Genomic DNA, 23,805 nt, shown 5'->3' on the forward strand with positions numbered 1-23,805 from the left:
CCTTAGGCAGCGAAGTCAAAAAGAGGCATAGAAGAAAATAGGATGAAAATCGAATAAAAGGAGATTGCATGATGGCGAATTGGCAGGAATTATCCCTTGATAAGTTACGCTTTCACTGTAAGGAAGAGTTATTTGATTTTACTACGACGGCTGAAATCCCAGAACCACATGAGATGATCGGCCAGGAACGAGCTGTTCGAGCAGTACAGTTTGGACTTATTAATCAAACGCCTGGCTATAATATTTATATTTCCGGCCTTGTGGGCACAGGGAAAATTACTTATGCAAAACATGCTGTAAAACAGGCGGCTAAAGGACAAAGTGTTCCTTGTGATTGGTGTTATGTGAATCATTTTAATAACCCCAGTCAGCCGTTGGCCTTATCATTGCCGCCGGGAATTGGCGTAATCTTTCGCCAGGACATGAAAGATCTTGTTGATAACTTAAAAACAAGTATTTCCAAGGCGTTTAGCAGTGATGATTATGAGCAGTCCCGGAAGACACTGGCAAAACGGTTTCAAGAGCAACGCTCTGTAATTATGGATGAATTCAATGAATTGGCTGAGCAGGAAGGCGTTATGCCGCAGTGGTCTACGACCGGATTTGTCGGTTTGCCGATCATGGATGGTAAAGCTTTGACCGCCGAAGAGTTTCAGAAGCTGCCAAAAGACGAACGAGAAGTGATCGAAAAAAAAGTGATGGCTGTTCATGAGAAGGCCCTTGTGGTGATTCGGCGCATGCAAGCCATCGAACGAGAAGTGCGCGAAGAATTAAAAAAACTCGATGAAAAAATCGGGATGTACGCTGCCGGAAATCTTCTCGAAGAGCTCTTCGAAAAGTATGCTGGCAATGACGCGGTGATGGCCTATCTCGAAGAAGTAAAACAAGATGTGGTAAAAAATATTGCCGACTTCAAGCCTTCTTCTGGCGAAGAAGAAGCCAATCCGCTGGCTTTGTTTCGGCGTCAGCCTGACATTAAGGAAAAGTATCAGGTTAATGTTCTTGTGAATAATCAAGACTTAAAAGGTGCGCCTGTTGTTGTAGAAATCAATCCTACCTATTATAATTTGATGGGGCGCGTCGAATACGAAGCCCGTATGGGTGTGGTCAATACAGACTATACGATGATTAAAGCAGGGGCGCTGCATCGGGCCAACGGCGGCTATTTAATTCTGCATGCTCGTGATATTTTAAGCAATCTTGGCGCATGGGAAGCTTTAAAACGAGTTTTGAAAACGAAAAAACTGCCCATTGAAAATCTTGGCGAGCAGTATGGAATGTTGGCTATGGCTTCGTTAAAGCCTGAGCCCATTGATTTAAATGTAAAAGTCGTTTTAGTTGGCAATACCATGTTATATCATATGCTTTATTCTTATGATGAGGATTTCCGCAAGCTCTTTAAAGTTCATGCTGATTTTGATACGGAAATGGAAAATACAGCAGGCAATATTCACAAATTGGCTGGATTTATCAGTTCCACGGTGGTACGCAAAGGACTTAAGCACTTTAACCGCGGCGCTGTAGCCCGCGTCGTAGAATACTGCAGCCGCTTAGCAGGCAGTCAAAATAAATTGACGACGCGGTTTAATGAAGTCGTCGAATTAATTTGTGAGGCCGACACCTGGGCGACTCTAGATAAGAGCGAAGTAGTCACGGAAGAGCATATTAAACAAGCCATTGATGAAAAACGGTTTCGGGCTAATAAGTACGAAGAAAAATTGCAGGATATGTTTGCCGAAGGCAAGCTGCTCATGGATACAGACGGGGCCAAAGTGGGGCAGGTAAACGGCTTGGCCGTGCTCGCTGTCGGCGAGTATACTTTTGGCAAGCCGTCGCGTATTACCGCTAATACCTATATGGGGCGATCTGGCGTCATTAATATTGAACGGGAAACAAAGATCAGCGGCACAAGTCACACGAAGGGCGTGCTGATTTTAAGCGGTTATCTCGGTGAAAAATACGCCCAGAAAAACCCTTTGACACTCACCTGCAGTCTGACCTTCGAACAGCTTTACGAAGGTGTTGATGGTGATAGCGCCTCGAGTACTGAGCTCTATGCTATTTTGTCGAGTTTATCAGGCATTCCTTTGCGGCAAGATATCGCGGTGACTGGGTCAGTCAATCAAAAAGGAGAAATTCAGCCGATTGGCGGCGCTACCCAGAAAATCGAAGGTTTCTTTTCTGTTTGCAAGCTAAAAGGGCTTACTGGTAAGCAAGGGGTCATGATCCCTTATCAAAATATTAATAATCTGACGCTAAATGACGAAGTTTTGACAGCCGTCCAAGCAGGGACCTTCCATATTTATGCCGTAAAAACAATTGATGAAGGCATAGAAGTCCTCACAGGCGTAGCGGCAGGAGCGCCGCAAAGCGATGGAACTTATCCCGCCGGAACCGTTCATTTTAAAGTAGTAAATAAACTAAATGAGTATATGGAGCGGTATCTTGCTTTAGGAAAAAGCAGTGAGAGTAAAAAAGCGACCGATCTATAAGCAAGGAGAAGGATTCATTGAAAGACGCGAAACAAAAACCGCCCGTACAAAAGGGCGATAAAATTACAGTAGAGATTCATGGATTAGGACATAGCGGCGAAGGTGTCGCCCGGTTAGACGGTTATACCTTATTTATTGAAGGCGCTTTGCCTAGCGAACAGGTCACAGCGAAAGTCAAAGAAGTAAAGAAAAGCTACGGACGGGCGCAGTTATTAGAGGTGTTGACGGCAGCGCCGGAGCGGATTGCGCCGCCTTGTCCTGTCTATCAGGCTTGCGGCGGCTGTCAATTGCAGCATCTTTCTTATGAAGGACAGCTTGCAGCCAAATATGAGACCGTGCGAGCCGCAATGGAACGGATTGGCAAGCTTGCTGGCGTTACCATTCAGCCAGTAATGCCATCACCAGAATCGTGGCATTATCGCAATAAAATGCTGCTGCCTATCGGTCGCCGCGGACGCCATCTCATTGCAGGCTGCTATGCTCAGGGAAGCCATGAGATTGTGCCAATGGAAGCTTGTCTTATTCAGCATGAGGCCAATAATCGCGTCGCTGCTGCTGTAGCGGCTGTGGCGACAGAGCTTCGGATCAAGGCTTATGAAGAAGCAACTGGCGAAGGCTCCTTGCGTTATGCTATGGGACGTGTCGGCGTCGCTACTGGCGAAGGCATGGTCGTAGTCGTAACAGCTACCGAAGAATTGCCGGAGCAAGAGGCTTTCATTAAGGGCCTGCAAGAGCGGATTCCCGGCCTTGTCAGCATTTTGCAGAATGTAAATTCGCGCAAAACCAATGTGATGTTAGGGCCAAAAAATAAACTACTTTGGGGCAAAGAATATATTGAAGATAAACTGGGGAATTTGACCTTTCAGATTTCGCCCCATTCCTTTTTCCAAGTCAATACGAAACAGGCGGTACGGCTTTATGAAACAGCGCTGAAGTATGCTGACTTGCAAGGCGAAGAAACTGTCATTGACGCTTACTGCGGCACTGGTACGATTTCGCTTTTCCTAGCGCAGCAAGCCAAGAAAGTATACGGCATTGAAGTAGTGGCGCCAGCCATTGCTGACGCCAAGAAAAACGCCGCCGATAACAAGATTGATAATGTAGAGTTTCTTGTGGGTGATGCTACTGACGTTATGCCGAAACTGTATCGCGATGGGCTAAGACCTGAGGTTGTCGTCGTCGATCCACCGCGCGCAGGCTGCAGCACAGAAGTTCTTGATACGTTTGTGCGCATGGAACCAAACCGAATCGTCTATGTCTCGTGCAATCCCGCTTCTTTGGCTAGAGACCTCGGTTACTTTGCGGAACAGGGTTACGAAGCCAAAGAAATACAGCCTGTAGACATGTTCCCCATGACGTATCATGTGGAGTGTGTGGCCCTTATAACCCGCAAAAAATAAGGATTTATCGGACTTAATCGCATAAAATTAGACGTTTTTTCGTCGCTTTTCCACCCATTTTCCACCGCCAGTGTGAAGTGGGTGGAATTTTTGTTAAAATAGTAATACCATGTGATGCCTTTTTTACGAACTCCTCCGGCCATTTTTCGTTCTCCTTTCCATGAATTAATAGTAAATTCAGTACGTATGTTCGGTGAAATGGGTGAAATAAAAAGCCGTTGGAAATATCCATCGACTTTGCTTATAAATGAGTGTTTAATAGGTGCTTCTACTTATTCTATAGCTATTATCGTATAGATGACGGTGGAATGCAAGGACGATATAAAAATAGTTAGAGTGATTTTGTCCAGAAAAAACTTTTTATTTGAGATGATTATCTATAATTCAGTAGCGCTAATAGGATGTGTTTTTGCATTGCCATTATGAACTTTGTATAATGTAAAACTGATTGTATCGTAGTTTGTTCCGTTTGCTGTAAGAGTTTGACTTAATAAAAAAGGATCGGTTTTAAAAACATCTTGAGATTCCGCATTTTGATATAAATGCATATATCTAATTTCGTAGTTATCTGGCGTCATATTTTGAGCAGTAAACTGTTCACCTTGCTTAATAGTAAAAGTTCTTACTGGTTTATGATTAGAGAGACTCCAAATTCTTACAATGACAGGAAATGTATTTTGTTTATTATCTACTGTAATTTTGCAATAGCCTGTAGTGTTTAGCTGTGGCTCATTAGCAACATATTTTGTAGAAACGTCATTCTTAGGAATGAAGCTCAATTGAGGTTGTTGTTGGGTTTGCGGAACTGTAGTCTTAATTGGCTTGTTTTGACTTTGTTGTGGCTGAAAAGTAAAAACTGAATATGCTAAAAATACGGTAATAAAAATAAGTACTGACATGGCAAATTTTTGTTGTTTAAACATATAAAAAAACCATGACAAATTGAGTTTATAGGGTATTTTACTTATTATAAAATAGCCTTTATCTTTCTTAATTACTCTGTATTCGCCAAGGGGGATTATAGGGAAATATAATAGGGTTATCCAGTATTGAGTTATAAAACTATTAGTAAATTTGTCAATATTTCTTGAACCATAAAAAGTTGCGCCAAAGCCATAAATTAAAAACAAAGATAATTTCTTCGTGTTGTCCCAAATTACTTCTTTTAACGCAAGTGCAAGAGCCCTAGCATTGATAAAATTTTTAGTCTCTGGAGATAGATCATCTGTACTGTTCGTGGGAGTTGGAGATGGAGGCGGTGGTGGCGGGGGATCTACATATTGTCTTTTTAAGAGATTGTCATAGTCTCTTCGCTTATTTGAATCAGATAAAACAGAATAAGCTTCGTTAATTATATACATCATTTTATTTGTAGTTTCTTTATCAGGGAAAACATCGGGATGATATTTTTTAGCTAATGCCCTATAAGCTGATTGAATGACTTCAGAAGATGCTGTTTTACTTACCTCTAAAATATCGTAATAGTTTAGTTTTGCCAAGATAATCACTTCTTCTTTCGTTAAATAATAAAACCACAGACTGGTCAGCAGTGCTGTGGTTTTTGGTGTATTTAGCGAATGGAGTAGTTGCTTCAAATAGGCTGAAATAATCAAGAAATATGTTGTTAATATGTGGTCCGTGAGTCTGTTACTTTTGACGCTCTTTCAAAGCGATTAAGACAGAATGCATATCATCAATATCATTAATTGTTAAATCAGAGAAGTGTTCAAGCTTTTTTGCGATTTCTTTGACTGTGTCATCACAATATGATGAAGGAGTGCTATCTCTATTAATAAAGAAAGTTGCGATTGTACCTGTTAGCATACTTAAGAAGCCGATGCCTATTAGCATTAGGAAAACAGCTATGATCCGGCCACCGAATGACTGAGGAGCAATGTCACCATAGCCGACTGTTGTAGTGGTTACAAAAGACCACCAAAGGGCATCGCCGATTTCCATGTCATCGACGTAAGATATGGCAATTGCACCACAAAAAATTGTTGAGAAAGTAAACCAAAGAACATGGTGAAAATCATTTGTGGTAACTAATGCACTCAGACGGGTGTGAATTCGATTTAGGTAAACAAATACTCTGAGCATGTAAATTAAGCGAAGAATCCGTAATGCTCTGAGTCCTTGGAAGGCGGCCTCGAAGGGGAGAATAGAAATGAGATCGATGATATTGTAACGAAGAAATTGCAGCTTATTCTTAGATAAAATGAATCTGACTATGTAATCAACTACAAAGATAATCCATACGGCATAATCGATTTCTCTAAATATCAGTGTTTCCTTATCGCTTAAATCAAATCGCGCTTCAACAAATAAAGATCCTATTATTACAACCGCAAGCACGGCCATTAACGCATCGTAATAGAGTTTATATCTCTGCGGTAATGTTGTTAGGTTCATTTAGTCCTTAACAACCACAAGTGGGGCTATAAGTACCGTCACAACATACTGTGCGGCCATTTTCGCAGCCGCAAACGCCTTTATGCCAGCTGCAGCACCCTCTGGTTAATGGGATAATATCAGGATCTTTGATTCCGGCGATTGAGTTTTTATCTGGCGATCTATGGAGGTCGGCATCAAGGCTACCTGCAATAGAGTTAGGATCAATTTGAGGAGTATTTTGATTAGGAGTAGGCGATCCAAATACAATTGCAGGGAAGAGCATTAAGCAAAAAAACACGCAAAATATTAATTTTTTCATTGAGCTCCCCCTTCCTGGATAGGAGCTGTTTTAATGCCCGTTTTAGTTAAAGCATCCCAGCCACCTTGTAAAACAGAAACATTTTCAAAGCCATTCTTAGTTAAGATTTGAGCTGCTCGTATACTGTAATTATCATCAACGCAAGAACAAAAAACTGTGTATGAAGCTTTTTTATCTGCTGTATTCATAAAGTTTTCAAGTGCAGGGCCACTGTAAGGGTCAATCCACTTTGACCCTGGAATTTCTAGTTTGTTTTTTTCACGACTAGAGGATGAACGGACATCAATTAAAAGAGTGGCGCTAGCAGTTTCTTTATACTGTGTAGCGCCTATAAATTTAACGTTTATTTGTGCGGCATAACTCAAAGATGACAAAGCAATAAGTAAAAGGAAAATTAATAATAGCTGAAAACTGATTTTTCTCTTCAATAAAATCGCTCCTTTTTCTAAATAGTACAAGTAATTAGGTCGTAATACCTAAGATCATACACCTATGAATTCGATTTGTCATCACTTTGTAGGTGGTTTTGTATTATTTTGCTAGGAATATAGGTAATGATGGAGAATAATGAAATAGACTCATATATGAACTACTGTGGTTTAGGAAGGAGTTGTAGGAGTTGGAGGATCTAACTGAAAAGATATATTCTATACATATTCCCGCTATTTTGGGGTTTGATTATATAGAGAAAATCGAAGATTATTTAACCACTTGGAGAGAAATTGAAAAATATTATTCTTCGTTTATTTATTCAATACAAGCTGGTTTATCAGTAAAAATAGACATTGATTGGAATGCTGTTACAAGTGACTTAGATGAAAAAATAAGAGATATTCATGATGTTACTATTGAATCAAGAATTCAACTTGTAAATAAAAATGATAATAGAGTAAATTTTGATCACTATATAGAACTGGCTTTATGTAATATTTTTTTATTGAGTAATTTATCTTGTCCCGGATGTTTTAATTTGTATAATTCAAAAATAAAACACGAAGGTACATTGATTAGTGAGCTGAACTTTTTTAATGTTCCTTTTGACGGAGCTCGTTTTATATCAGGAAAATTTGCAGAATGGCCAGAAATATCGAGAATTCCACTGGAGAAGGTTAATAGATGGTATACCGAGCTTGGCATAGGCATAAAACAGCTGGCAGATAGTAATATGGAAAGAGTTTTATTTGCCTTGCTTCACTTTTGTAAAGAAGGCGATAAACTAAGTCCTAATACTACTATTTGGCTCATGCACGCATTAGAGGCACTTTATCATTCTCCTAAAGAAAACATAGGGAAAACGTTACAGAATAGAATACTACTAGTTTTGGGTGAACCCGAATGTAATCAAAGAAAAATAGCTAAGATGATTCGTGACCTTTATACTGCACGAAGTGATTATGTACATGGTAGCAGCAAAATTCATCATCCATTGTTTAATGATATTTTTGATAATAGACTTAATGATTATTCAACCTCAATATCGCAAAGTTATGATATCGCGTCAGCAATTATAGTTGGAACACTGCAAAAAATGATTAAAAATGAATGGCAAGATTTTAAATTTGAAGAAGTTTTTTCTGGTTTGAAATAATAAAAATTTTAGAAAATAATCGTTTAAATACTATGGAATTTAGGAATTGGAGTGTTTGCAGTGAGCGATTTATATGATGATTATCAATACATGATATTAGATAAACGTATTCGTATAAAGTTGATTCGTGATGATGAAATGTCCTTAAGTCCGTGAGGAATTTCTAGATTGGTAAGTAAACTATATTCATGACGTATCATGTGGAGTGTGTCGCGCTCATCACCCGCAAAGAATAAGGATCTTTGTTTTCTCATCAGCACTAATATAGGCTATTTGCCGACAAATTGCCTACGCAATATTACTCGCGTAGGCAATTTTTATTTTTTGTCGCCAAAGTTGGCAGCTAATTCGAAGATATCGACAGACTGTTCGGCCATCTTTTGGGTGCATGAGTATACTTGCCTAAAGTCGTTTCGATGTTTGTATGACCTAGTCTTGCATGTACGCCTTTAACGTTGGCGCCATTCTCTAGAGATAGGTCGATGAGCATAGAAAAAGCGGCGGGAATCGCTCCTGCCTCTCCGATCGATAAAAACATTTGATATGGCGTTTTTAGCAACCACAGTCGTCAAATTGCTTAAAGATGCCTTTGGCAAAGATATCAGCCATCATTAAAGCTTCTCTTTCAATTTCGTCAAAGAGACAAATACTTTTACTATATTTTTCATTTAGCATAGTGACAGTCTCTTCCTTTGTTAAGGATAAATGTTTATACCACATGGATCGCATAGACTCAACGGACCAATAGGGATTAATGTGATTTAAGAAGCAGGCGATATCATCCGCATTTTTGTACCAACGCCTTTCTGCATTTGATGCAAGTTTGCTTTTTCCAGACTTGGCTGCTTTGACAAGTTCTGCCCCTATAGTTAGGTGATCTGTTATTAGGCGGTTAATTTCACAACAAACTTTCTCGCCATAAAACTGGTCAAATACTTTAGCATAATCATTGGGATTGCGGAGAAGTCGTTTTTGAGTTGCAGCTAAATCAGGTAGATCAAAGACTACTCCAATAATAAACATTCTTGTCCAGTATACATGCTGTTCCCAAAGTAAGCGAAAGCAATTTACTAAACGACAGTAACGCGATTGATCGAAATACTGATATTGATCTTCGCAAGGGATATATTCATACATTGATCTGTTCATCTCTATTCCCCTTATTCATTTTATATTACATAATACGTGATGCTCCAGCGGGTGATACTAAAAAGTTCGACTGATGAAAATACAATAACCCATCTGAAGTTATAACATATTAGCTAGCGAAATAATAGCGATGTTCAGATTCTATGTAGACTTCAAATAACTAACCTCGCTATGGAGTGGGACCTGTTAGGACAATAAAAAATACCAAGGCCACGGCAGTCGTCAATGGTCCTGGTATTTAAACAGGAGAGTATCCCATTGGTAGTTTGTAGCTGAAGTGGAAACTTTATGCATTCTTTACAACAAAAAGAACAAGGCAGTCAGCGGTTTAGCCTTGTTCTTCAAAGAGCGTTACAGAGGAACATGAAGAATCTATAACACTATTAGTATATGTAATTTTTCGAACTCATGTGGTTAGCACGAAGAGTTCTATTTTTATGTGGCGGTGGTGACTTGTGTCAATGGCTAATAGCGATCTAGCTGAAAAAGATTACATACTCGGCATGCCTTATAAGGACATTGCTGAAAAATACGGTGTCTCTGTTGAAGCTGTAAAATGATGGCGTAAGTGTCACGGCTGGTCAAGGGACAAAGCGGCAAAAAAGGGTGGCCCATTGCACCCCTAAAAACAGAGGCGAACCAGTCGAGGAAGATTCGTGTAATACCCTATGTTGTTGATACCGTTGATGATTGAGGCGTTGGTGGAAAAGAAGCGAAAAATGGTTGTGATATTTGTTGTATGTCAATTGGTAGGTTAAAATTACTGAAATTATTCAGGACAACTGCTTGGCAAGGTAACAAAAGTTCTGGAGGAATTGGTAACGGAACAGTAGTTGGAGTAATAGCTGTAGACGAAGTTGTTGAAGTAACGGGTGCAATTGGAGTGAATGGCAAAATTGGAGTGATAGGCGGAATTGGAAGTGAAGGATTGGGGATGACTTGGGAATCTGGAGAAATAGTATTAGCTGCATTGGTAGGATTAGACAAGTTAGGAAGAGATGAATAAGTAAAAACTTCAATAATATTATAAAAATCATTTGGTATAGGCATATAAAACCTTCTTTCTGATAGTTTTCGGTATTTCATGTTGTAATTTATGAAATGTATGTACATTTAGAACTTATCGATTGAGAATAGCTTGGATTGGGGAATGATCCCGTACTCGTAACTGTTAATGGCAGGATCATATGCTGTATTTTTTCTATGGGTATTACTTATAAATTCTAATTACCTGTTAGATATGCAAGAAATTCACGATTTTGGATGTAAAGCGGGAAGGGTAAAATGTTTCGCTGTATATGCATGGGGGAAGTTAGAGGTTTTTCTTGCTAGATAAAAGATTAAAACTCCTATTTTGGCCAGATGGCTAGATAGGAGTTTTTTTATGTTTCCTTAGTAGCGTATACTTCATAAGCTATAATAAGGGGAGGTGAGCTATCTTGGATTTTGACAATATAGTATTATATAGATATCCAGTGTATTATGGCGGATATGGATATTATCCAACGCATTATGTTTATGGAGGGTACGGATATTATCCTATTCATTATGGATACGGAGGCCATTATGGATACGGAGGCCATTATGGATATGGAGGCCATTATGGATATGGAGGCCATTATGGATATGGAGGCCATGGTGGATACGGAGGTCATGGTGGATACGGAGGTCATGGTGGATACGGAGGTCATGGTGGATACGGAGGTCATGGTGGGTATGGTCATCGATAATACAGTGTTAAGTTCCTATTCTGGGCCATTTTGGCTGGAGTAGGAGCTTTTTTTATTTCATAGTTCAATTATATTTTTTGTTTGGCTGTGGCATAAATTTAGCCTGTGGGGTAGCCCTAAGTTCCTGGGGGTTGAAGACGGTCAGAGCAAAATTGAAATGATACTTTAGCGAGCAATATAGAACCGTATTATCTATAATGGCTAAAGAGCTTTTGCTAAATTTTTGTAGGATTTTGGCAGGTGTTTTTTCTTATATGGTAAATATACTTATAATGAATTAATAATTTCAAATCGTAATACGTGTTATGAAATGAAACCTATAAATTTATTAAGGCGGTATTTGCATGAGAAATATTCGTTGTAGACAGATATGGATAACGGCATTTGTAGTAGTAGCATTTTTGACAATAAACACAACTTCTTTTGCCCAATCAACAGAGATTATAGCAGAAGGTGTTTATCAAATGGGGGATAATGACACACCATCATTAGCAGAGGATAGGGCTTTATTAAAGGCCAAAAGAAATGCAGTAGAGCAGGCGGGAACCTATATTGCAAGTTATACCAGTGTTAAAAATTTTCAGGTAACAGATGATAATATAGTTGCTTTATCTGCCGGAGCTGTCAAGGTGACCGTTCTAGACAGTAAAAGAACTCAAATCGGTAATAGTATGGAGATGAGAGTTAAAATTAAAGCGGTTGTAGATACTGATATATTAGATGCAATTATAAAAAATCTAGAAGCGACACAGAAAAAGAATGATACTTCTGGGTTGCAGCCTATACCTATTGATAAAGGAATAATAAAGTTTAAGGGGCTATACCAAGCTACTTCATATCATGGTCAAGGGCATTATTACTATTATTATAGGTTTTTCCCTAATGGGACAGTCAGTAGTTACTTTAGCCCATTAAATGATCGTGTATCAGAGGTATATAAATCTCTGGAATTAGCTCCAGCTGGCACAGGAAAATATTCAGTTCAAAACGGTGAAATCATATTTTCACTGAATTTTCCTAAAGGTACTATAGAATATAAAGGAACGATGGTAGAAGATAAACTGCGGCTGCTTTTTCATAGCAATATAATTAATACTGACGGTGGATATGATTGCAAATTTGTTGAAGTCAATTAAAAGAATCGTGGATAGACGTTTGATATTTGATAATATTAAACGTCTATTTTTTTATCCATTTTTAGTGAGGAGGAACAGAAAATGTTAAGACAGGGTATAATTGAACGATTTAGAAAGGCCGCTCCAATGCAGTATTTGTTATCATACTGTATTGCCACTGTCATCTGATCATAAATGATTGGGGGACGAGTTCTGCAGGTCTAGTATCAATAAAGATTATTTGATAATCAAAACAGGACAAGGGGAATGCTGGACTACGTATGTGCTGACACTTCCCAAAAGCAAGCCGGAAATCGTTCCTAAGCCCCGACTACCAATGACGATAACATCATAGTCATGTTGAGCGGCAAAATCGGTAATCAGAAGGCGCGGTTCGCCAATTTCGTTGTGTGCTTGAACGAGTATGTCTTTAGGAACTTGTTTGATCGATTCAGCCAGAATTGCTTTAGCAAAGGTTACGGGATCTGTAGATGCGTTACAGAACTTCCATGATAAGTAACTCCTTATAAAATGTATAGGGTAATCTATATAAATAGAGTCATTCACCGACTTCCAGCAATTACGTGCGCAATTTGATTCATGCTACTGAGACAGTGACTTTCCGGCATCATTTAAAGAATTGTTTTGTGCACCGTCAACTGGTTGTGCCTTATACCATGTGGCATACATAACCGGCAACACCAATAAAGTTAGTATGGTTGCTCCCAGCAAACCGCCAGCAATGGCAATCGCCATGGAGCCCCATAAAGTACTGGGGACTAGCGGAATCATGCCGAGGATAGCGGCTGCAGCTGTTAACATAATTGGGCGGAAGCGGCTGATCGTCGCTGACACAATTGCGTCCCATAGCGAGTCGCCAGCCACCAAATGTTGTTCAATCTGGTCCATTAATATAACGGTATTGCGCATAATGATACCGAACAAGGCGAGAACTCCCAATTGGACTACAAAACCCATGGGGCTTCCGGTAACAAGGAGACTGATGGATACACCGATAATACCTAGCGGCGCTGTAAAGAGGGTTAGCAGCATTTTCGGAATACTTTGCAACTGCGTCATGAGCAGAATCATAATGATCAGCATCATGGCCGGAATGGGTTCCGCCAGGAATTTGCTGCTTTTTATGCTGCGTTCTGTTGCGCCGTCAAATTCAATGGAATAACCGACTGGCAGACTATTTCTGAGTTCCTGAAGGCTGCCATAAACTTGCTTGGTTACATCCGAACCAGTGAGTTTAGACGCGGGATTGAGTTCCGCCTGGACCATAATCATAGGTAGCAGGTCACGTCGGTAAATTAAACCTTCTTCAGCATCATAACGAATGGTGGCAATTTGATCGAGCGGAACATATTTGCCATTCCCGATATGGATGTTGAGGTCTTTTAGCCGTTCTGGGTTATTACGGTCCGCTTCCGCAAACCGGAGAACCATGCTAACTGTTTTATCATTCTCACGAAATTCGGTAATCGGTGCTCCAGATAACTGGGTTTGGAGCGAGGCGGCCAATTTATGGGAACTGAGGCCGAGGGCTTTTGCTTTTGCCTGGTCAATCTCCAAGTGCATCACTTTGTTTTTCTCATTCCAGTTGAGGTTTACATTTTGTGTAGACGGATGAGCGGCCATGACGGCGCGGACTTGTTCAGCGATATCACGAACTTTTTCATGGTCTGGGCCTTTTACTCGCAGCATCACCGGATAATCAGGCCCTGTCCCGGTGAATAATAACTTGATATGCCCTCGAACATTTGTAAATTCGGTGTTTAATAATTGTTCGGCTTTCTGGGCCAGAGCATTACGAGCTTCAACATCCTTGGCCACTACAATGAATTCAGCGAAATTCGATTTATTGAAAGTTGGTTCAAAACTGAGCACAAAGCGTGGGGCTCCTTCACCTACATGATAGGTGTAATAAGAAATATTCGGGTCATCATCCAATTCTTTAGCAAATTGGCGAGCAACTTCTTCGGTGTTGATTTGGGATGCTCCTTCCTGTAATTTGAGCTGGATGATGAGCTCCGGACGGCTCGACGGAGGAAAGAATTCCTGTTTGACCAACCCCAGGAGAAAGATAGAGCCGATAAATGTAGCAACAGTAGCTGTTAGTATGATTTTACGATGACACATGCACCATAGTAACAAGCGTTTAAATCGTCGATAAAACGGAGTATCATAAAGGTCATGGTGTACATTGCTTTCAGCGGCTTTTTGCTGGGCCGGTTTTATTTTGATAAATTGATAACCCAGCAACGGGGTGACTGCCCCGGCAACTAGCCAGGAGGCGAGGAGAGCAAAGAATATAACCCAAAAGAGATCGACGCAAAATTCGGCGGCGAGCCCCTTGGAGAAACCGATGGGAATAAAGCCTGCACAGGTTATTAATGCGCCAGTTAAACGAGGATAGGCGGTAGAAGTATAAGAAAAACAAGCAGCATCGAAGCGGCTCCAGCCTTGCTCTAGCTTGACTGTCGTCATTTCCGTAGCGATGATGGCATCATCGACCAACAAGCCTAACGCGATGATGAGGGCTCCCAGTGAAATGCTCTGCAGGGCGATTCCTGTCAGATACATTAAAGTAAAGGTAATGGCAATGACCAACGGAATGGTTAGGGCCACGACCACACCGGAGCGCATACCCAAACTGGCAAAGCTTACGATTAAGACGATGATAATTGCTTCGACCAGGGATTCAATAAATTCGTTGATGGAGGATTCCACAACTTTTGGCTGATTTACAGTTTGACTGATTTCCAGCCCTGTTGGCAGTTCTTGCTTTATTTGAGAGATTGTGCTATCAAGATTTTTACCTAGGGTCAGAATGTTGCCGCCGGGTTCCATGGCTAACGCAATGCCGATTGCTGGTTGACCGTTAAAGAACATTTTCGGGTCGGATGGTTCGGCATAGGCACGAGTTATTTTAGCAATGTCTCCCAGACGGAAGGTGCGTCCACCAGCTTGAATTGGTGTAGCACCGATGTCTTCCATATTTTCAAACATCCCAGTAATTCGTAAGTATGCGTTGTCTGATGTCGTTTCCAGCATACCAGCAGCTGCTTGGGTATTTTGTTCTTTTAAAGTGGACGTAATTATGGACGGATCAAGACCTAAGTTGGCTAGTTTGCTATTTTCTATTTCAATGTAGATCTTTTCGGTTTGCACCCCTAGCAGTTGGACCTTGCTAACGCTGGGAACGCTTAAGAGAATACGACGGATTTTTTCCGCTTTCTCTCGCATTTCTTCGTAAGTAAATCCATCACCGGTCAATGTATAGATTACGCCATATACTTCATCGAATCGGTCATTAAAGGTAGGTTCGAAAACTCCTTCAGGGAGGGTTTTTTTGATATCATTTACCATGTTGCGAGCTTCAAACCATCTGACCCGAAGTTCCTTAGCGGGGACCTGATCTTTGAGGTTAACGTAAATTACGGTCCGGCCCGGTGTAGAGTAACTCTTTAAATAGTCAAGTCCAGGTAAATCTTGTAGTTTCTTTTCAATTTTATCCGTAACCTGTTCTTCCATTTGGCTGGCAGTGGCTCCTGACCAGGAAACGCTGACAATCATTTGCTTAATGGCAAAATCCGGGTCCTCCATGCGTCCCACGTTTTTATAAGAGAAAAGACCGGCCACAAAGAAGAGGACGACAAAGAAATAAATGAATTGTTTGTGCTTTAATGACCAGGCGGTAAGGTTAAAATGGCTCATAGGGTATCACCGGCTATTTTTACCCTCTGCCCTTCTTCCAATTTATGAACGCCGGCACTGACAATTCGGTCACCGATTTGAAGTCCGGCCAGTACTTGTATCATGCCATTACCGAAAGAACCGGTTTGGATGGGACGCAGTGTTAGAATATTGTCGTTTACAACCCAGACAGCAGGTGTATCACCGGTCTGATAAAGTGCAGATATTGGAATGGAAAATCCCGTAGTGGCATCAACATCGGCTAAGGAAACGGTAGCTGTCATTCCTAATTTGATAGAGGGTGGCGGATTGAGTAAGCTAATGCGCACTTTGAAGGTACGCGTCGTCGGATCGGCCATGGGAGCAATTTCTCGCACTTTGCCGTTCAGTGTCACGTTAGGCAAAGCCCAGAAAGTAACTTGGAATCGTCCTGCTGTTTTTAATTCTTCCAACCGGTTTTCGGGTACGTTGATTTCGATTTCTCGTTCTCCATTTTGGACGATGGTAACAACCGTCTGGCCGGGGCTGACAATTTGGCCGGCTTCGGCGATAATAGCGGAGACAACTCCTGATTGATCTGCTTTCAATAAGGTGTAATCTAGCTGATTGGTTCCTTGCGTATATTGTGCTGTTGCCTGTTGCATTGCTGCTGCCGCGGCATTATAGGCATTGACGTACTGGTCATATTGAGCATGGCTGATTGCGCCGCTATCCAGTAATTGCCGGTATCGGTTTAAGTTGCTTTCGGCAAGATTAAGCTGTGATTGAGCGGAATATACCTGGGCAGAATTGCTGCTTACTGTCTGCTGAATGTCTTTGGCATCTATTTGCATCAGCACATCACCGGCAGTAACACTGCTGCCTAATTGCACATTGCGTTTGATGATTTTACCGGTGACTTGGAAAGCCAATTGACTTTCATAGCGGCCACGCACTTCTCCTGGATAGGTGTAGCTTTGTCCGTTATTAGCTGCCTGAATGACTTGGGTTCGGACTACAGGGGGATTTTCCGATTTTATTGGTGCTTTGGCAAAATGTGCTTTTGCCATGATTCCGACCATTAGGCAGCTTACAGTCAAAGCCGCCAGGACATAATAGTATTTTTTTCGACTGAGATGCAGTCGCACGTTGAACATAAAAACACTCCTTATCATATGCAATCTGTTTTTATAGAAGAAAAATTATGGGACACGCTGGGCGATGCAAAACAACATCGTTATGATTTGCTGACGCATAGGTACATGCTGTGGCATAGAAAGATTCCTCCCTTAGTGAAGTAATTAGAATAAGAGTAATCGCAAGCTCTTAATAGCAAGAGATCCATAGACGTTATTGATTGTTCTGAAGTAAGACAAAGGATGAATGATTGCGAGCTAGGTTTGAGGGAGTTGGAAATTTGCAATAAAGTTAACCAGATGAACTATTTTTCAAAAAGATAAGGATTTCGTTTGCCGGTTTTCGCAAAAGATATCCTTGTTGTTGAAGTATTCCATTTTTAGTTCCAAATAGATAAACTTGATTACAGGGTATTACTCAGTCGCCGGTTTATTTAATATGAAACAGTTATTTTTCTTGTCTTAAAAAAAGTTAACTAGGTGAACAATAACTTTAAATAATAAGAATGTTGGTGTAGAAATTTTAATTTTACCAACACTCCTGGCCAAACATCTTGATATTTTCATAGGGGATAACAAAAGTTTTGTATAAAGCTTTTTTATTCCTGTTGCTTCATATGGTCAATATACTGCTCTAGTTCTTCCAGGATATCGCTGAGAAACAAATATTCTTCTGGCGTTAATAAGTTGATTTTTTCCATAATACCGCTGTCAAAGGTTTCGTGAAACTCGAAGTGGTGTTGAACAGCAACTCGGCCTTTGTCGGTCAATTCCAAGAGGATATTCTTTTTATTGCCGGTTTCTTGATAACGATAGATCAAATCTTTTTGGATCAGTTTGTGGACAAGCTTTGGTAGGGCGCTTTTGGAAATGCCTTGTCGGTCTGCTAGTTCGGTTACAGTTATACCGGGATGTTTGCCGATCATTTCGAGGGTATGAATTTCTGACGAGTATAAGAGTTGATCTGTGCCAAATTTATTTGGCTGTTTCATAGTCTCAAAAAATTTCTTTGACAGCCTAAAAATAGATTCCAGCATTTCTTTTCTTTGTTCTGTCATTGTTTTAACCTCATATCGTTGGTAAAATATCAGAATTGATGTTCTATGGTTATATTGTACACTAGGTTAACTATGTGTCAAGTTATATTTTATAAAGAATGAAAAAGACCAATGCAAAAATGGAGGACAAATAACATGATTGCAGAAAAAAACCATGGTTATTATAAGTCATACATACAGTAGTCATCGACACGTTCTTATTCTTACCGTAGTACATAAATTAAAGTGTGATGAATCGTGAAAGGCGTGTTTATTATGAACGATATAATTTATAAGTTGTTAAGGAGAATGTTAAGTGGTATACCTGGAAACTCTTGTTTTAGAACTAGTTTATTACCAGTCGGTATTTAGAGAAAAACGAATGTTTAGATGAGTTTTTAAAAGATGATGGTCATGATCGTAACAACGTGTGAGCTTTTGATATGCTATTTTTGAGTCGACATGATGTCCTGTCCTATCTAAATATACTGTTTTGGGAAAAGTTTCTTTAGAATTATTCTCCAAGAAAAATCGCCATCCTTCGGTATATTTTCAAGAGTTCCCCGTAGCCACTTAAGCATAACTATAATCCTTTAGTTAACAATTTTACATTTAGATTATTGCTTTAATATGTAACTATTTTGCCCAATGAACCATGAAGAAGAAATAGCGGCTACTCTATGAAACCTAATTGATCGACTTGGCTACGGATCGTGTATCGTCAGAAGTGCGGATGATGTTGTAACTGCAAGCAATTTTCTTTCCCTGTTTTTTGTGGTAGACTGCTAATAAAGCAACAAATTTATCCTAATTGGTGAAATTTGTGAAAGATAAAAATTTTTAAGAAAGGAGAATGGCTTATCATTTTATATTATTTGGAGTCGGTGTTATGCGGAGCAAAGGCTATCGCATAACAAACATGCTGTGAGATAGCCTTTGTTCCATCCTAAAACTATAATTTTAGGAGGAGCATAATGGGCTACAAGAATGCATTTAATGTATTTCCCGCGGACTTATTAGAAGCAATGCAACAATATATTGATGGTGAATATATTTATATACCACGAAAGGCAGAAAATAAAAAACGGTGGGGGGAAGTAAAAAATAGTCGGCAATATATTCAGAAACGCAATGAATTAATATTTTCTCAGTATCAAAAGGGTGTTTCCGTTGAGGATATTGCAAGCTGTAATTACTTATCACCTAAAACAATTTATAAAATATTGGCTGATATGAAAAGTCAATGCTAAAACGAGAGCGACATGGTGATTTTGCCATGTCGCTTTTTTACTTCTGAATGATCTTGTAGGGAGTATTGCCATAATATAATTATTATAATGGATTTATAGCACCATAGGGGACTTACGGAGGAGGAAAATCATGTATGCCTTTACAAATCAATTTATTTCGAATCAAAACAATATGGAATTATTGAAAGCTGCGATGATGGGGCCTAATGCTATGCGCGTAGCAGAAGAACTTGCGTCCTATTTAAACATCGATGCCAATATGCGGATTCTTGATCTCGGGTGTGGGTGCGGCCTTTCTACGATCTTATTGACACAAAAATACGGTGTAAATGTTTTCGCTGCCGACTTGTGGATTTCACCAACAGAAAATTATGAGCGTTTCAAAGCTAGCGGAATTGAGGATAAAGCAGTTCCCATTTCAGTAGACGCTACGAAAGGCTTGCCTTTCGCAAACGAGTTTTTTGACCTGTTGTTTACAGTAGATGCCTATCATTATTTCGGGGATACGGCGGAAATGCTTCCATCGCTTATTCCTTTTGTGAAAAAGGGGGGCTATATCGTTGTGGCTATTCCCGGTTTAAAATACGAATTTGGGAAAAATGTTCCCGCCGATATGTTGCCGTTTTGGAATAACGATATGGAAAGAACTTTACACTCGCTGGAGTGGTGGCAAGCTTTGTGGCAGCAGGCTGAGGACATTGAAATAGTGGACAGCCGCGAAATGGCTTGCTGTAGTGAGGCGTGGAGAGAATGGCTGAGCGCCGATCATCCCATTGTCGCTGAAGACATCAAAATGATGCAGGCTGAGGGAGGACGGTACTTTAATCTTGTGCAGTTGATTGCTAAAGTCCTTTGAAGGGCGTCGGCACGACCAGACCCTTATCAGATAGAAGTGCAGCATATCCATTCGATGGCAATAAATAATGAAACTAAAAATAAAGCGGAGATGAGAATCTCTGCTTTATTTTTAGTTGGTGAAATGCAGCGACTTTTGCATGAACAGCTGATGCGACTAAGTGAGGAGGCGATTTTTTAATTCGGATAATAATTTATAACCAGAAAACTGACAAGGGTATCTTGCTCGTTTATATAAGTGTGACTGATAGAAGAATCAAACATAATGGCGTCTCCGGCATTGAGTGTATGTTCGCCCATTTCAGTTTGAAGTTTAAGTTCGCCTTGGATAATATAGATATATTCCTGGGCTTTTTTAGAGTGCCCGATCGATGCGTTAGACGACTTTGCATCTAATTCCACGTAGAAAAATTCGAAGTTTCTAACAGGAGTACTTGTAAAATAGCAATACACGCGATATTGTTCTGTTTCACCAACTTGTGCCGTAGGTTCAGAACGTCGGATCACGGTAGTTTCTTTTTCCATACTATCTATTAATTTCGTATAGGGGACATTTAGCCCATTGGCAATCTTCCAGATCGTATTGATTGTCGGGTTACTGTTTCCTTTTTCAATATCGGATAACATAGCTTTACTAATACCTGCTATTTTTGATAATTGTCCCAAGGTTAAGTTACGTTCATCGCGTAATGTTTTTAAATTTATCGCTATCGTTTTTCCTAATTCCATAATTAATTTTCGCCTTCCTTGACAGATATATCGAACAGTTGTAAGATATATACAATAAAATTGTTCGATATACTGGATAATCGTAAGTTTTAATGTAGTCTTACTGAGGTTATTATATGAAATATTAACAAGAAAATCAAGGAATACGAGGAGTGATTTATTGATGAAAATCAAAGCATTTAAGGCGGCGCTGCCATACACTATACCGATTTGCGTTGGCTTTCTTTTATTAGGAATGTCCTATGGTTTTCTTATGCAAAGTAAAGGATTTTCATTTATTTATCCTATGTTAATGAGCTTATTTATTTATGCTGGTTCGATGGAATTTGTCGCAATCAATTTGTTGTTATCCGCATTTAATCCGTTTGCTGCATTTTTTTTGACGCTTATGGTAAATGCTAGACATCTTTTTTACGGTATTTCTATGCTAGAAAAATACAAGAATTGTGGTTGGAAGAAATCCTATCTAATCTATGGAATGTGTGATGAATCTTTCTCAATCAACTGCACTGTGACGCCGCCTCCTGATGTTGACAGAGGCTGGTTCATGTTTTTTGTCACATTTCTTAATCAAATTTATTGGGTTTTGGGAGCAACCTTGGGCGCCCTTTTAGGATATGTCATTCACTTTGATCCGACTGGAATTGAATTTGTCATGACGGCACTCTTTGTAGTTATGTTTATGAATCAATGGGAAGAAGCAGCTAATCATCGTTCAGCTCTTACCGGATTACTCTGTTCCGTATTGTGCCTATTGATTTTTGGAAGCCAGAACTTCATTTTGCCAGCTATGGCGTTGATCGTTTTTAGTCTTTCCCTAGATAGAAAGACTAAAGCAAAGGAAGTGGAATTATGACAACAACACAAGGGATAATCACAATTCTTATTGTTATATTTGGTACGATGGTAACAAGGTTTCTTCCCTTTCTCATTTTCCCCGCGGGAAAGACTCCGCCGCCCTATATTAAATATTTGGGAAACGTTTTGCCCTATGCGGTAATGGGGTTACTAGTTGTTTATTGCTTAAAAGATTCGTTTAACGGCAAGGGGGATATTATTCCTGAAATAGCAGCAATTATTTTTCTTGCTGTTCTCCACAAGTGGAAAAAGAATATGCTGCTGAGTATTGGAGCAGGAACCGCTTTATATATGTTTTTAGTACAAGCTTATTTTGGCTGAGATTGCTTTTGGCAAAGCTCATGTTAAGTGTGGCTTTAAGTGGCTTAATAAGTAATAAAAGTTACAAGGAGAGTTTTTTGAAAACTATTGTATAATAAAGCTAGCAAATTAATTCATGAGAGGATGTGACGGAACTAGAAACCTATTCTCGGCGCAGTGGTACGAAGTTTTATATTAATTTTCTTTATGTATTAGCAAAAGTCTTGAATTCTCGGGAAGATTATCGCCTGGGATATCTTTGGCAGACAAAGCAAGTTATTGTGTATGACAAGATTAACCCCACTCAGTATGTTTTTTACGAAGATACGGAAACCTGTACGCCAGTCTATACAGAGTACCAAGAGGATTATAATGCCTTTTATGCCGCATGTGTAGCCGATATTGCGAAAGCAAAGCAGACTCGGAAGTATGAGCTCGATATGGAAAATCATCCAAATTGGTTTGATGCTTCGTATATTTCTTGGTTGTCCTATGACTCACTGCATGTGGAACTGCCAGATGGCTATCTTTATTTTATGCCAATCGTGAATTGGGGGCGTTACCGTAAGGTAGACGGCCGTTTAATGATGCCGGTCAGTGTACGCTTGAATCATGCAGCAGCCGATGGGTATCTTTTGGCTAAGGTGTTTTTGTTGCTGAAAGACGAAATTCTGAATTTAATTCAGCAATAGGGCGGCGAAGAAGAGCGACTTGAATGAGTAGGAACAAAGAGAAACGGCTAATTTAGAAATTCGCCGTTTCTCTTTGTCAAATTTGAAGTTGGATTTTTATTGTACGCACGCTATACTAACTGATTAAGTTTGCTTTCTGGTTCCTCACCCTTTTCTACACGTTTAATATTATTCACAAAGAAATCATATCTTTTTTTATGAAATTTACGGCTGTCAGGCATGCCTGCGGTGTGGGGAGTCAGTATCACGTTGCTTAGGTTCCGTAGTTCACTGTCCATTGGCAACGGTTCGGATTCAAATACATCTAGACAGGCGCCTGAAATATCCCCATTTTTTAATGCGCTGATCAAGTCTTGTTCATTGACGATCCCGCCGCGGGCGGTATTGATAAACAGTGCGGAGCTTTTCATTTTCTTAAATGTCGATTGGTTGATCAACTGTTTGGTTTGTTGATTCAAGGGGATATGTACGCTTACTATGTCGGAGGTGCTGATAAGAGTCGCGAAATCCGTCATTTTTACAAAATCGTCAGACTGTGCCGTAGCATTTCTAGCATAGGCCTGTACATTCATATCAAAAACTTTACAAAACTCAGCGACTTTTTTGCCGATGGCGCCAAGGCCGATAATCCCAATCGTTTTGCCTGCTAATTCACTACCCCTATAGGCCAGTTGATTTTCAGCGATCTTGTTTTTCATGAAAGTATCAAGAAACGGTATGTTTTTATAATAAGATAAAATCAGTGCCATTACATGTTCAGCAACAGCCTGGGCATTGACTCCGGCAGCATTGGCCGCCCAAACGCTGAATTGGGTACAAGCATCTATATCTACATTATCAAAGCCTGCGCCTGTTTGTACTAATTTTAATTTTTTTGCCATGGAAAGCAGGTTGCTGTCTACTTTAATATGTTCGGGAATGAGTACCTGGCAATCTTCTATATGCTGCGTTATTTCTTTTCCCGGCGGGACAATTATAATGTCCCAGCCGGTCGGAAAATGATTTGCAATCGTTGTTTTTGCAGTCTCAGTAAAATAGCCAACAATGAGAATCTTCACGGCTAAACCCCCTTTTCAGGTT

General features: G+C 39.9%; 22 protein-coding genes. 11 read left to right on the forward strand and 11 right to left on the reverse strand.

Annotated features, from left to right (window positions below; genetic code table 11):
* The first annotated feature begins 68 nt into the window (after positions 1-68).
* Complete coding sequence (locus AC0MXB_RS02400) at positions 69-2,492, forward strand: Lon protease family protein (protein ID WP_474037964.1); 2,424 nt, start codon at positions 69-71, stop codon at positions 2,490-2,492.
* A 17-nt stretch (positions 2,493-2,509) separates the two neighbouring features.
* Positions 2,510-3,892, forward strand: a complete 1,383-nt coding sequence (rlmD, locus tag AC0MXB_RS02405; RefSeq protein WP_474037965.1) for a 23S rRNA (uracil(1939)-C(5))-methyltransferase RlmD — start codon at positions 2,510-2,512, stop codon at positions 3,890-3,892.
* A 377-nt stretch (positions 3,893-4,269) separates the two neighbouring features.
* Here the strand turns inward: rlmD and AC0MXB_RS02410 are convergent, their stop codons facing one another.
* The 4 genes from AC0MXB_RS02410 to AC0MXB_RS02425 all read right to left on the reverse strand — a co-directional run bounded on the left by AC0MXB_RS02410 (position 4,270) and on the right by AC0MXB_RS02425 (position 7,033).
* Positions 4,270-5,391 carry a J domain-containing protein gene (locus AC0MXB_RS02410; RefSeq protein WP_474037967.1) on the reverse strand — a complete coding sequence of 374 codons (1,122 nt, stop codon included), beginning with the start codon at positions 5,389-5,391 and terminating at the stop codon, positions 4,270-4,272.
* Positions 5,392-5,539: 148 nt separating this feature from the next.
* On the reverse strand, positions 5,540-6,304 hold the full coding sequence (locus tag AC0MXB_RS02415; RefSeq protein ID WP_474037968.1) for an ion transporter: 765 nt from the start codon (positions 6,302-6,304) through the stop codon (positions 5,540-5,542).
* A 7-nt stretch (positions 6,305-6,311) separates the two neighbouring features.
* Positions 6,312-6,605 (reverse strand): hypothetical protein, encoded by a 294-nt coding sequence (locus AC0MXB_RS02420; RefSeq protein ID WP_474037969.1) that lies wholly within the window; start codon positions 6,603-6,605, stop codon positions 6,312-6,314.
* Positions 6,602-7,033, reverse strand: a complete 432-nt coding sequence (locus AC0MXB_RS02425; RefSeq protein WP_474037970.1) for a rhodanese-like domain-containing protein — start codon at positions 7,031-7,033, stop codon at positions 6,602-6,604. The genes AC0MXB_RS02420 and AC0MXB_RS02425 overlap by 4 nt, the downstream gene beginning before the upstream one ends.
* A gap of 191 nt (positions 7,034-7,224) precedes the next feature.
* Between AC0MXB_RS02425 and AC0MXB_RS02430 the strand changes: the two genes are divergently transcribed.
* Complete coding sequence (locus AC0MXB_RS02430; protein ID WP_474037971.1) at positions 7,225-8,193, forward strand: hypothetical protein; 969 nt, start codon at positions 7,225-7,227, stop codon at positions 8,191-8,193.
* A 552-nt stretch (positions 8,194-8,745) separates the two neighbouring features.
* Here AC0MXB_RS02430 and AC0MXB_RS02435 read toward each other — a convergent pair.
* The gene (locus AC0MXB_RS02435) at positions 8,746-9,342 is read right to left on the reverse strand and encodes a hypothetical protein (RefSeq protein ID WP_474037972.1); all 597 of its coding nucleotides are present in this window, start codon (positions 9,340-9,342) and stop codon (positions 8,746-8,748) included.
* A gap of 739 nt (positions 9,343-10,081) precedes the next feature.
* Between AC0MXB_RS02435 and AC0MXB_RS02440 the strand changes: the two genes are divergently transcribed.
* The 3 genes from AC0MXB_RS02440 (at position 10,082) to AC0MXB_RS02450 (ending at position 12,208) form a co-directional block, all read left to right on the forward strand.
* Entirely contained in the window at positions 10,082-10,348 is a 267-nt protein-coding gene (locus AC0MXB_RS02440; protein ID WP_474037974.1) for a hypothetical protein, read from the forward strand.
* A 485-nt stretch (positions 10,349-10,833) separates the two neighbouring features.
* Entirely contained in the window at positions 10,834-11,115 is a 282-nt protein-coding gene (locus AC0MXB_RS02445; RefSeq protein WP_474037975.1) for a hypothetical protein, read from the forward strand.
* Positions 11,116-11,416: 301 nt separating this feature from the next.
* On the forward strand, positions 11,417-12,208 hold the full coding sequence (locus tag AC0MXB_RS02450; protein ID WP_474037977.1) for a hypothetical protein: 792 nt from the start codon (positions 11,417-11,419) through the stop codon (positions 12,206-12,208).
* A 216-nt stretch (positions 12,209-12,424) separates the two neighbouring features.
* Here the strand turns inward: AC0MXB_RS02450 and AC0MXB_RS02455 are convergent, their stop codons facing one another.
* From AC0MXB_RS02455 to AC0MXB_RS02470, 4 genes are all read right to left on the reverse strand, one after another.
* Positions 12,425-12,754, reverse strand: coding sequence for a universal stress protein (locus tag AC0MXB_RS02455; RefSeq protein WP_474037978.1), 330 nt, complete (start codon positions 12,752-12,754; stop codon positions 12,425-12,427).
* Positions 12,755-12,790: 36 nt separating this feature from the next.
* Entirely contained in the window at positions 12,791-15,910 is a 3,120-nt protein-coding gene (locus tag AC0MXB_RS02460; protein ID WP_474037979.1) for an efflux RND transporter permease subunit, read from the reverse strand.
* Entirely contained in the window at positions 15,907-17,025 is a 1,119-nt protein-coding gene (locus tag AC0MXB_RS02465) for an efflux RND transporter periplasmic adaptor subunit (protein WP_474037980.1), read from the reverse strand. The genes AC0MXB_RS02460 and AC0MXB_RS02465 overlap by 4 nt, the downstream gene beginning before the upstream one ends.
* 578 nt (positions 17,026-17,603) lie before the next feature.
* Positions 17,604-18,062, reverse strand: a complete 459-nt coding sequence (locus AC0MXB_RS02470) for a MarR family winged helix-turn-helix transcriptional regulator (protein ID WP_474037981.1) — start codon at positions 18,060-18,062, stop codon at positions 17,604-17,606.
* Between the two features lie 953 nt (positions 18,063-19,015).
* Between AC0MXB_RS02470 and AC0MXB_RS02475 the strand changes: the two genes are divergently transcribed.
* Both AC0MXB_RS02475 and AC0MXB_RS02480 read left to right on the forward strand, forming a co-directional pair.
* A complete protein-coding gene (locus AC0MXB_RS02475) occupies positions 19,016-19,291 on the forward strand; it encodes a CD3324 family protein (RefSeq protein WP_474037982.1) in 276 nt (91 codons plus the stop codon).
* Between the two features lie 130 nt (positions 19,292-19,421).
* Positions 19,422-20,147, forward strand: a complete 726-nt coding sequence (locus AC0MXB_RS02480) for an SAM-dependent methyltransferase (protein ID WP_474037983.1) — start codon at positions 19,422-19,424, stop codon at positions 20,145-20,147.
* Between the two features lie 176 nt (positions 20,148-20,323).
* Here the strand turns inward: AC0MXB_RS02480 and AC0MXB_RS02485 are convergent, their stop codons facing one another.
* Complete coding sequence (locus AC0MXB_RS02485; RefSeq protein WP_474037985.1) at positions 20,324-20,875, reverse strand: helix-turn-helix domain-containing protein; 552 nt, start codon at positions 20,873-20,875, stop codon at positions 20,324-20,326.
* 163 nt (positions 20,876-21,038) lie between these two features.
* Between AC0MXB_RS02485 and AC0MXB_RS02490 the strand changes: the two genes are divergently transcribed.
* The 3 genes from AC0MXB_RS02490 to AC0MXB_RS02500 all read left to right on the forward strand — a co-directional run bounded on the left by AC0MXB_RS02490 (position 21,039) and on the right by AC0MXB_RS02500 (position 22,725).
* Entirely contained in the window at positions 21,039-21,731 is a 693-nt protein-coding gene (locus AC0MXB_RS02490) for an AzlC family ABC transporter permease (protein ID WP_474037987.1), read from the forward strand.
* Positions 21,728-22,054: a branched-chain amino acid transporter permease gene (locus tag AC0MXB_RS02495; RefSeq protein WP_474037988.1), complete on the forward strand. Its 327-nt coding sequence runs from the start codon at positions 21,728-21,730 to the stop codon at positions 22,052-22,054. The genes AC0MXB_RS02490 and AC0MXB_RS02495 overlap by 4 nt, the downstream gene beginning before the upstream one ends.
* 125 nt (positions 22,055-22,179) lie before the next feature.
* On the forward strand, positions 22,180-22,725 hold the full coding sequence (locus AC0MXB_RS02500; RefSeq protein WP_474037990.1) for a CatA-like O-acetyltransferase, family 3: 546 nt from the start codon (positions 22,180-22,182) through the stop codon (positions 22,723-22,725).
* A 110-nt stretch (positions 22,726-22,835) separates the two neighbouring features.
* Here the strand turns inward: AC0MXB_RS02500 and AC0MXB_RS02505 are convergent, their stop codons facing one another.
* Entirely contained in the window at positions 22,836-23,783 is a 948-nt protein-coding gene (locus AC0MXB_RS02505; RefSeq protein WP_474037991.1) for an NAD(P)-dependent oxidoreductase, read from the reverse strand.
* Between the last annotated feature and the right edge of the window lie 22 nt (positions 23,784-23,805).

The organism is Pelorhabdus sp. sgz311001 (assembly GCF_055901755.1).

Excerpts from the sequence above, each read along its gene's own strand:
- AC0MXB_RS02435 (WP_474037972.1), bottom strand. The coding sequence starts at position 9,342 with ATGAACAGATCAATGTATGAATATATCCCTTGCGAAGATCAATATCAG.
- AC0MXB_RS02445 (WP_474037975.1), top strand. The coding sequence starts at position 10,834 with ATGGATATTATCCAACGCATTATGTTTATGGAGGGTACGGATATTATC.
- AC0MXB_RS02460 (WP_474037979.1), bottom strand. The coding sequence starts at position 15,910 with ATGAGCCATTTTAACCTTACCGCCTGGTCATTAAAGCACAAACAATTC.
- AC0MXB_RS02465 (WP_474037980.1), bottom strand. The coding sequence starts at position 17,025 with ATGTTCAACGTGCGACTGCATCTCAGTCGAAAAAAATACTATTATGTC.
- AC0MXB_RS02415 (WP_474037968.1), bottom strand. The coding sequence starts at position 6,304 with ATGAACCTAACAACATTACCGCAGAGATATAAACTCTATTACGATGCG.
- AC0MXB_RS02440 (WP_474037974.1), top strand. The coding sequence starts at position 10,082 with ATGTCAATTGGTAGGTTAAAATTACTGAAATTATTCAGGACAACTGCT.
- AC0MXB_RS02420 (WP_474037969.1), bottom strand. The coding sequence starts at position 6,605 with ATGAAAAAATTAATATTTTGCGTGTTTTTTTGCTTAATGCTCTTCCCT.
- AC0MXB_RS02480 (WP_474037983.1), top strand. The coding sequence starts at position 19,422 with ATGTATGCCTTTACAAATCAATTTATTTCGAATCAAAACAATATGGAA.
- AC0MXB_RS02450 (WP_474037977.1), top strand. The coding sequence starts at position 11,417 with ATGAGAAATATTCGTTGTAGACAGATATGGATAACGGCATTTGTAGTA.
- AC0MXB_RS02485 (WP_474037985.1), bottom strand. The coding sequence starts at position 20,875 with ATGGAATTAGGAAAAACGATAGCGATAAATTTAAAAACATTACGCGAT.
- AC0MXB_RS02400 (WP_474037964.1), top strand. The coding sequence starts at position 69 with ATGATGGCGAATTGGCAGGAATTATCCCTTGATAAGTTACGCTTTCAC.
- AC0MXB_RS02495 (WP_474037988.1), top strand. The coding sequence starts at position 21,728 with ATGACAACAACACAAGGGATAATCACAATTCTTATTGTTATATTTGGT.
- AC0MXB_RS02470 (WP_474037981.1), bottom strand. The coding sequence starts at position 18,062 with ATGACAGAACAAAGAAAAGAAATGCTGGAATCTATTTTTAGGCTGTCA.
- AC0MXB_RS02475 (WP_474037982.1), top strand. The coding sequence starts at position 19,016 with ATGGGCTACAAGAATGCATTTAATGTATTTCCCGCGGACTTATTAGAA.
- AC0MXB_RS02490 (WP_474037987.1), top strand. The coding sequence starts at position 21,039 with ATGAAAATCAAAGCATTTAAGGCGGCGCTGCCATACACTATACCGATT.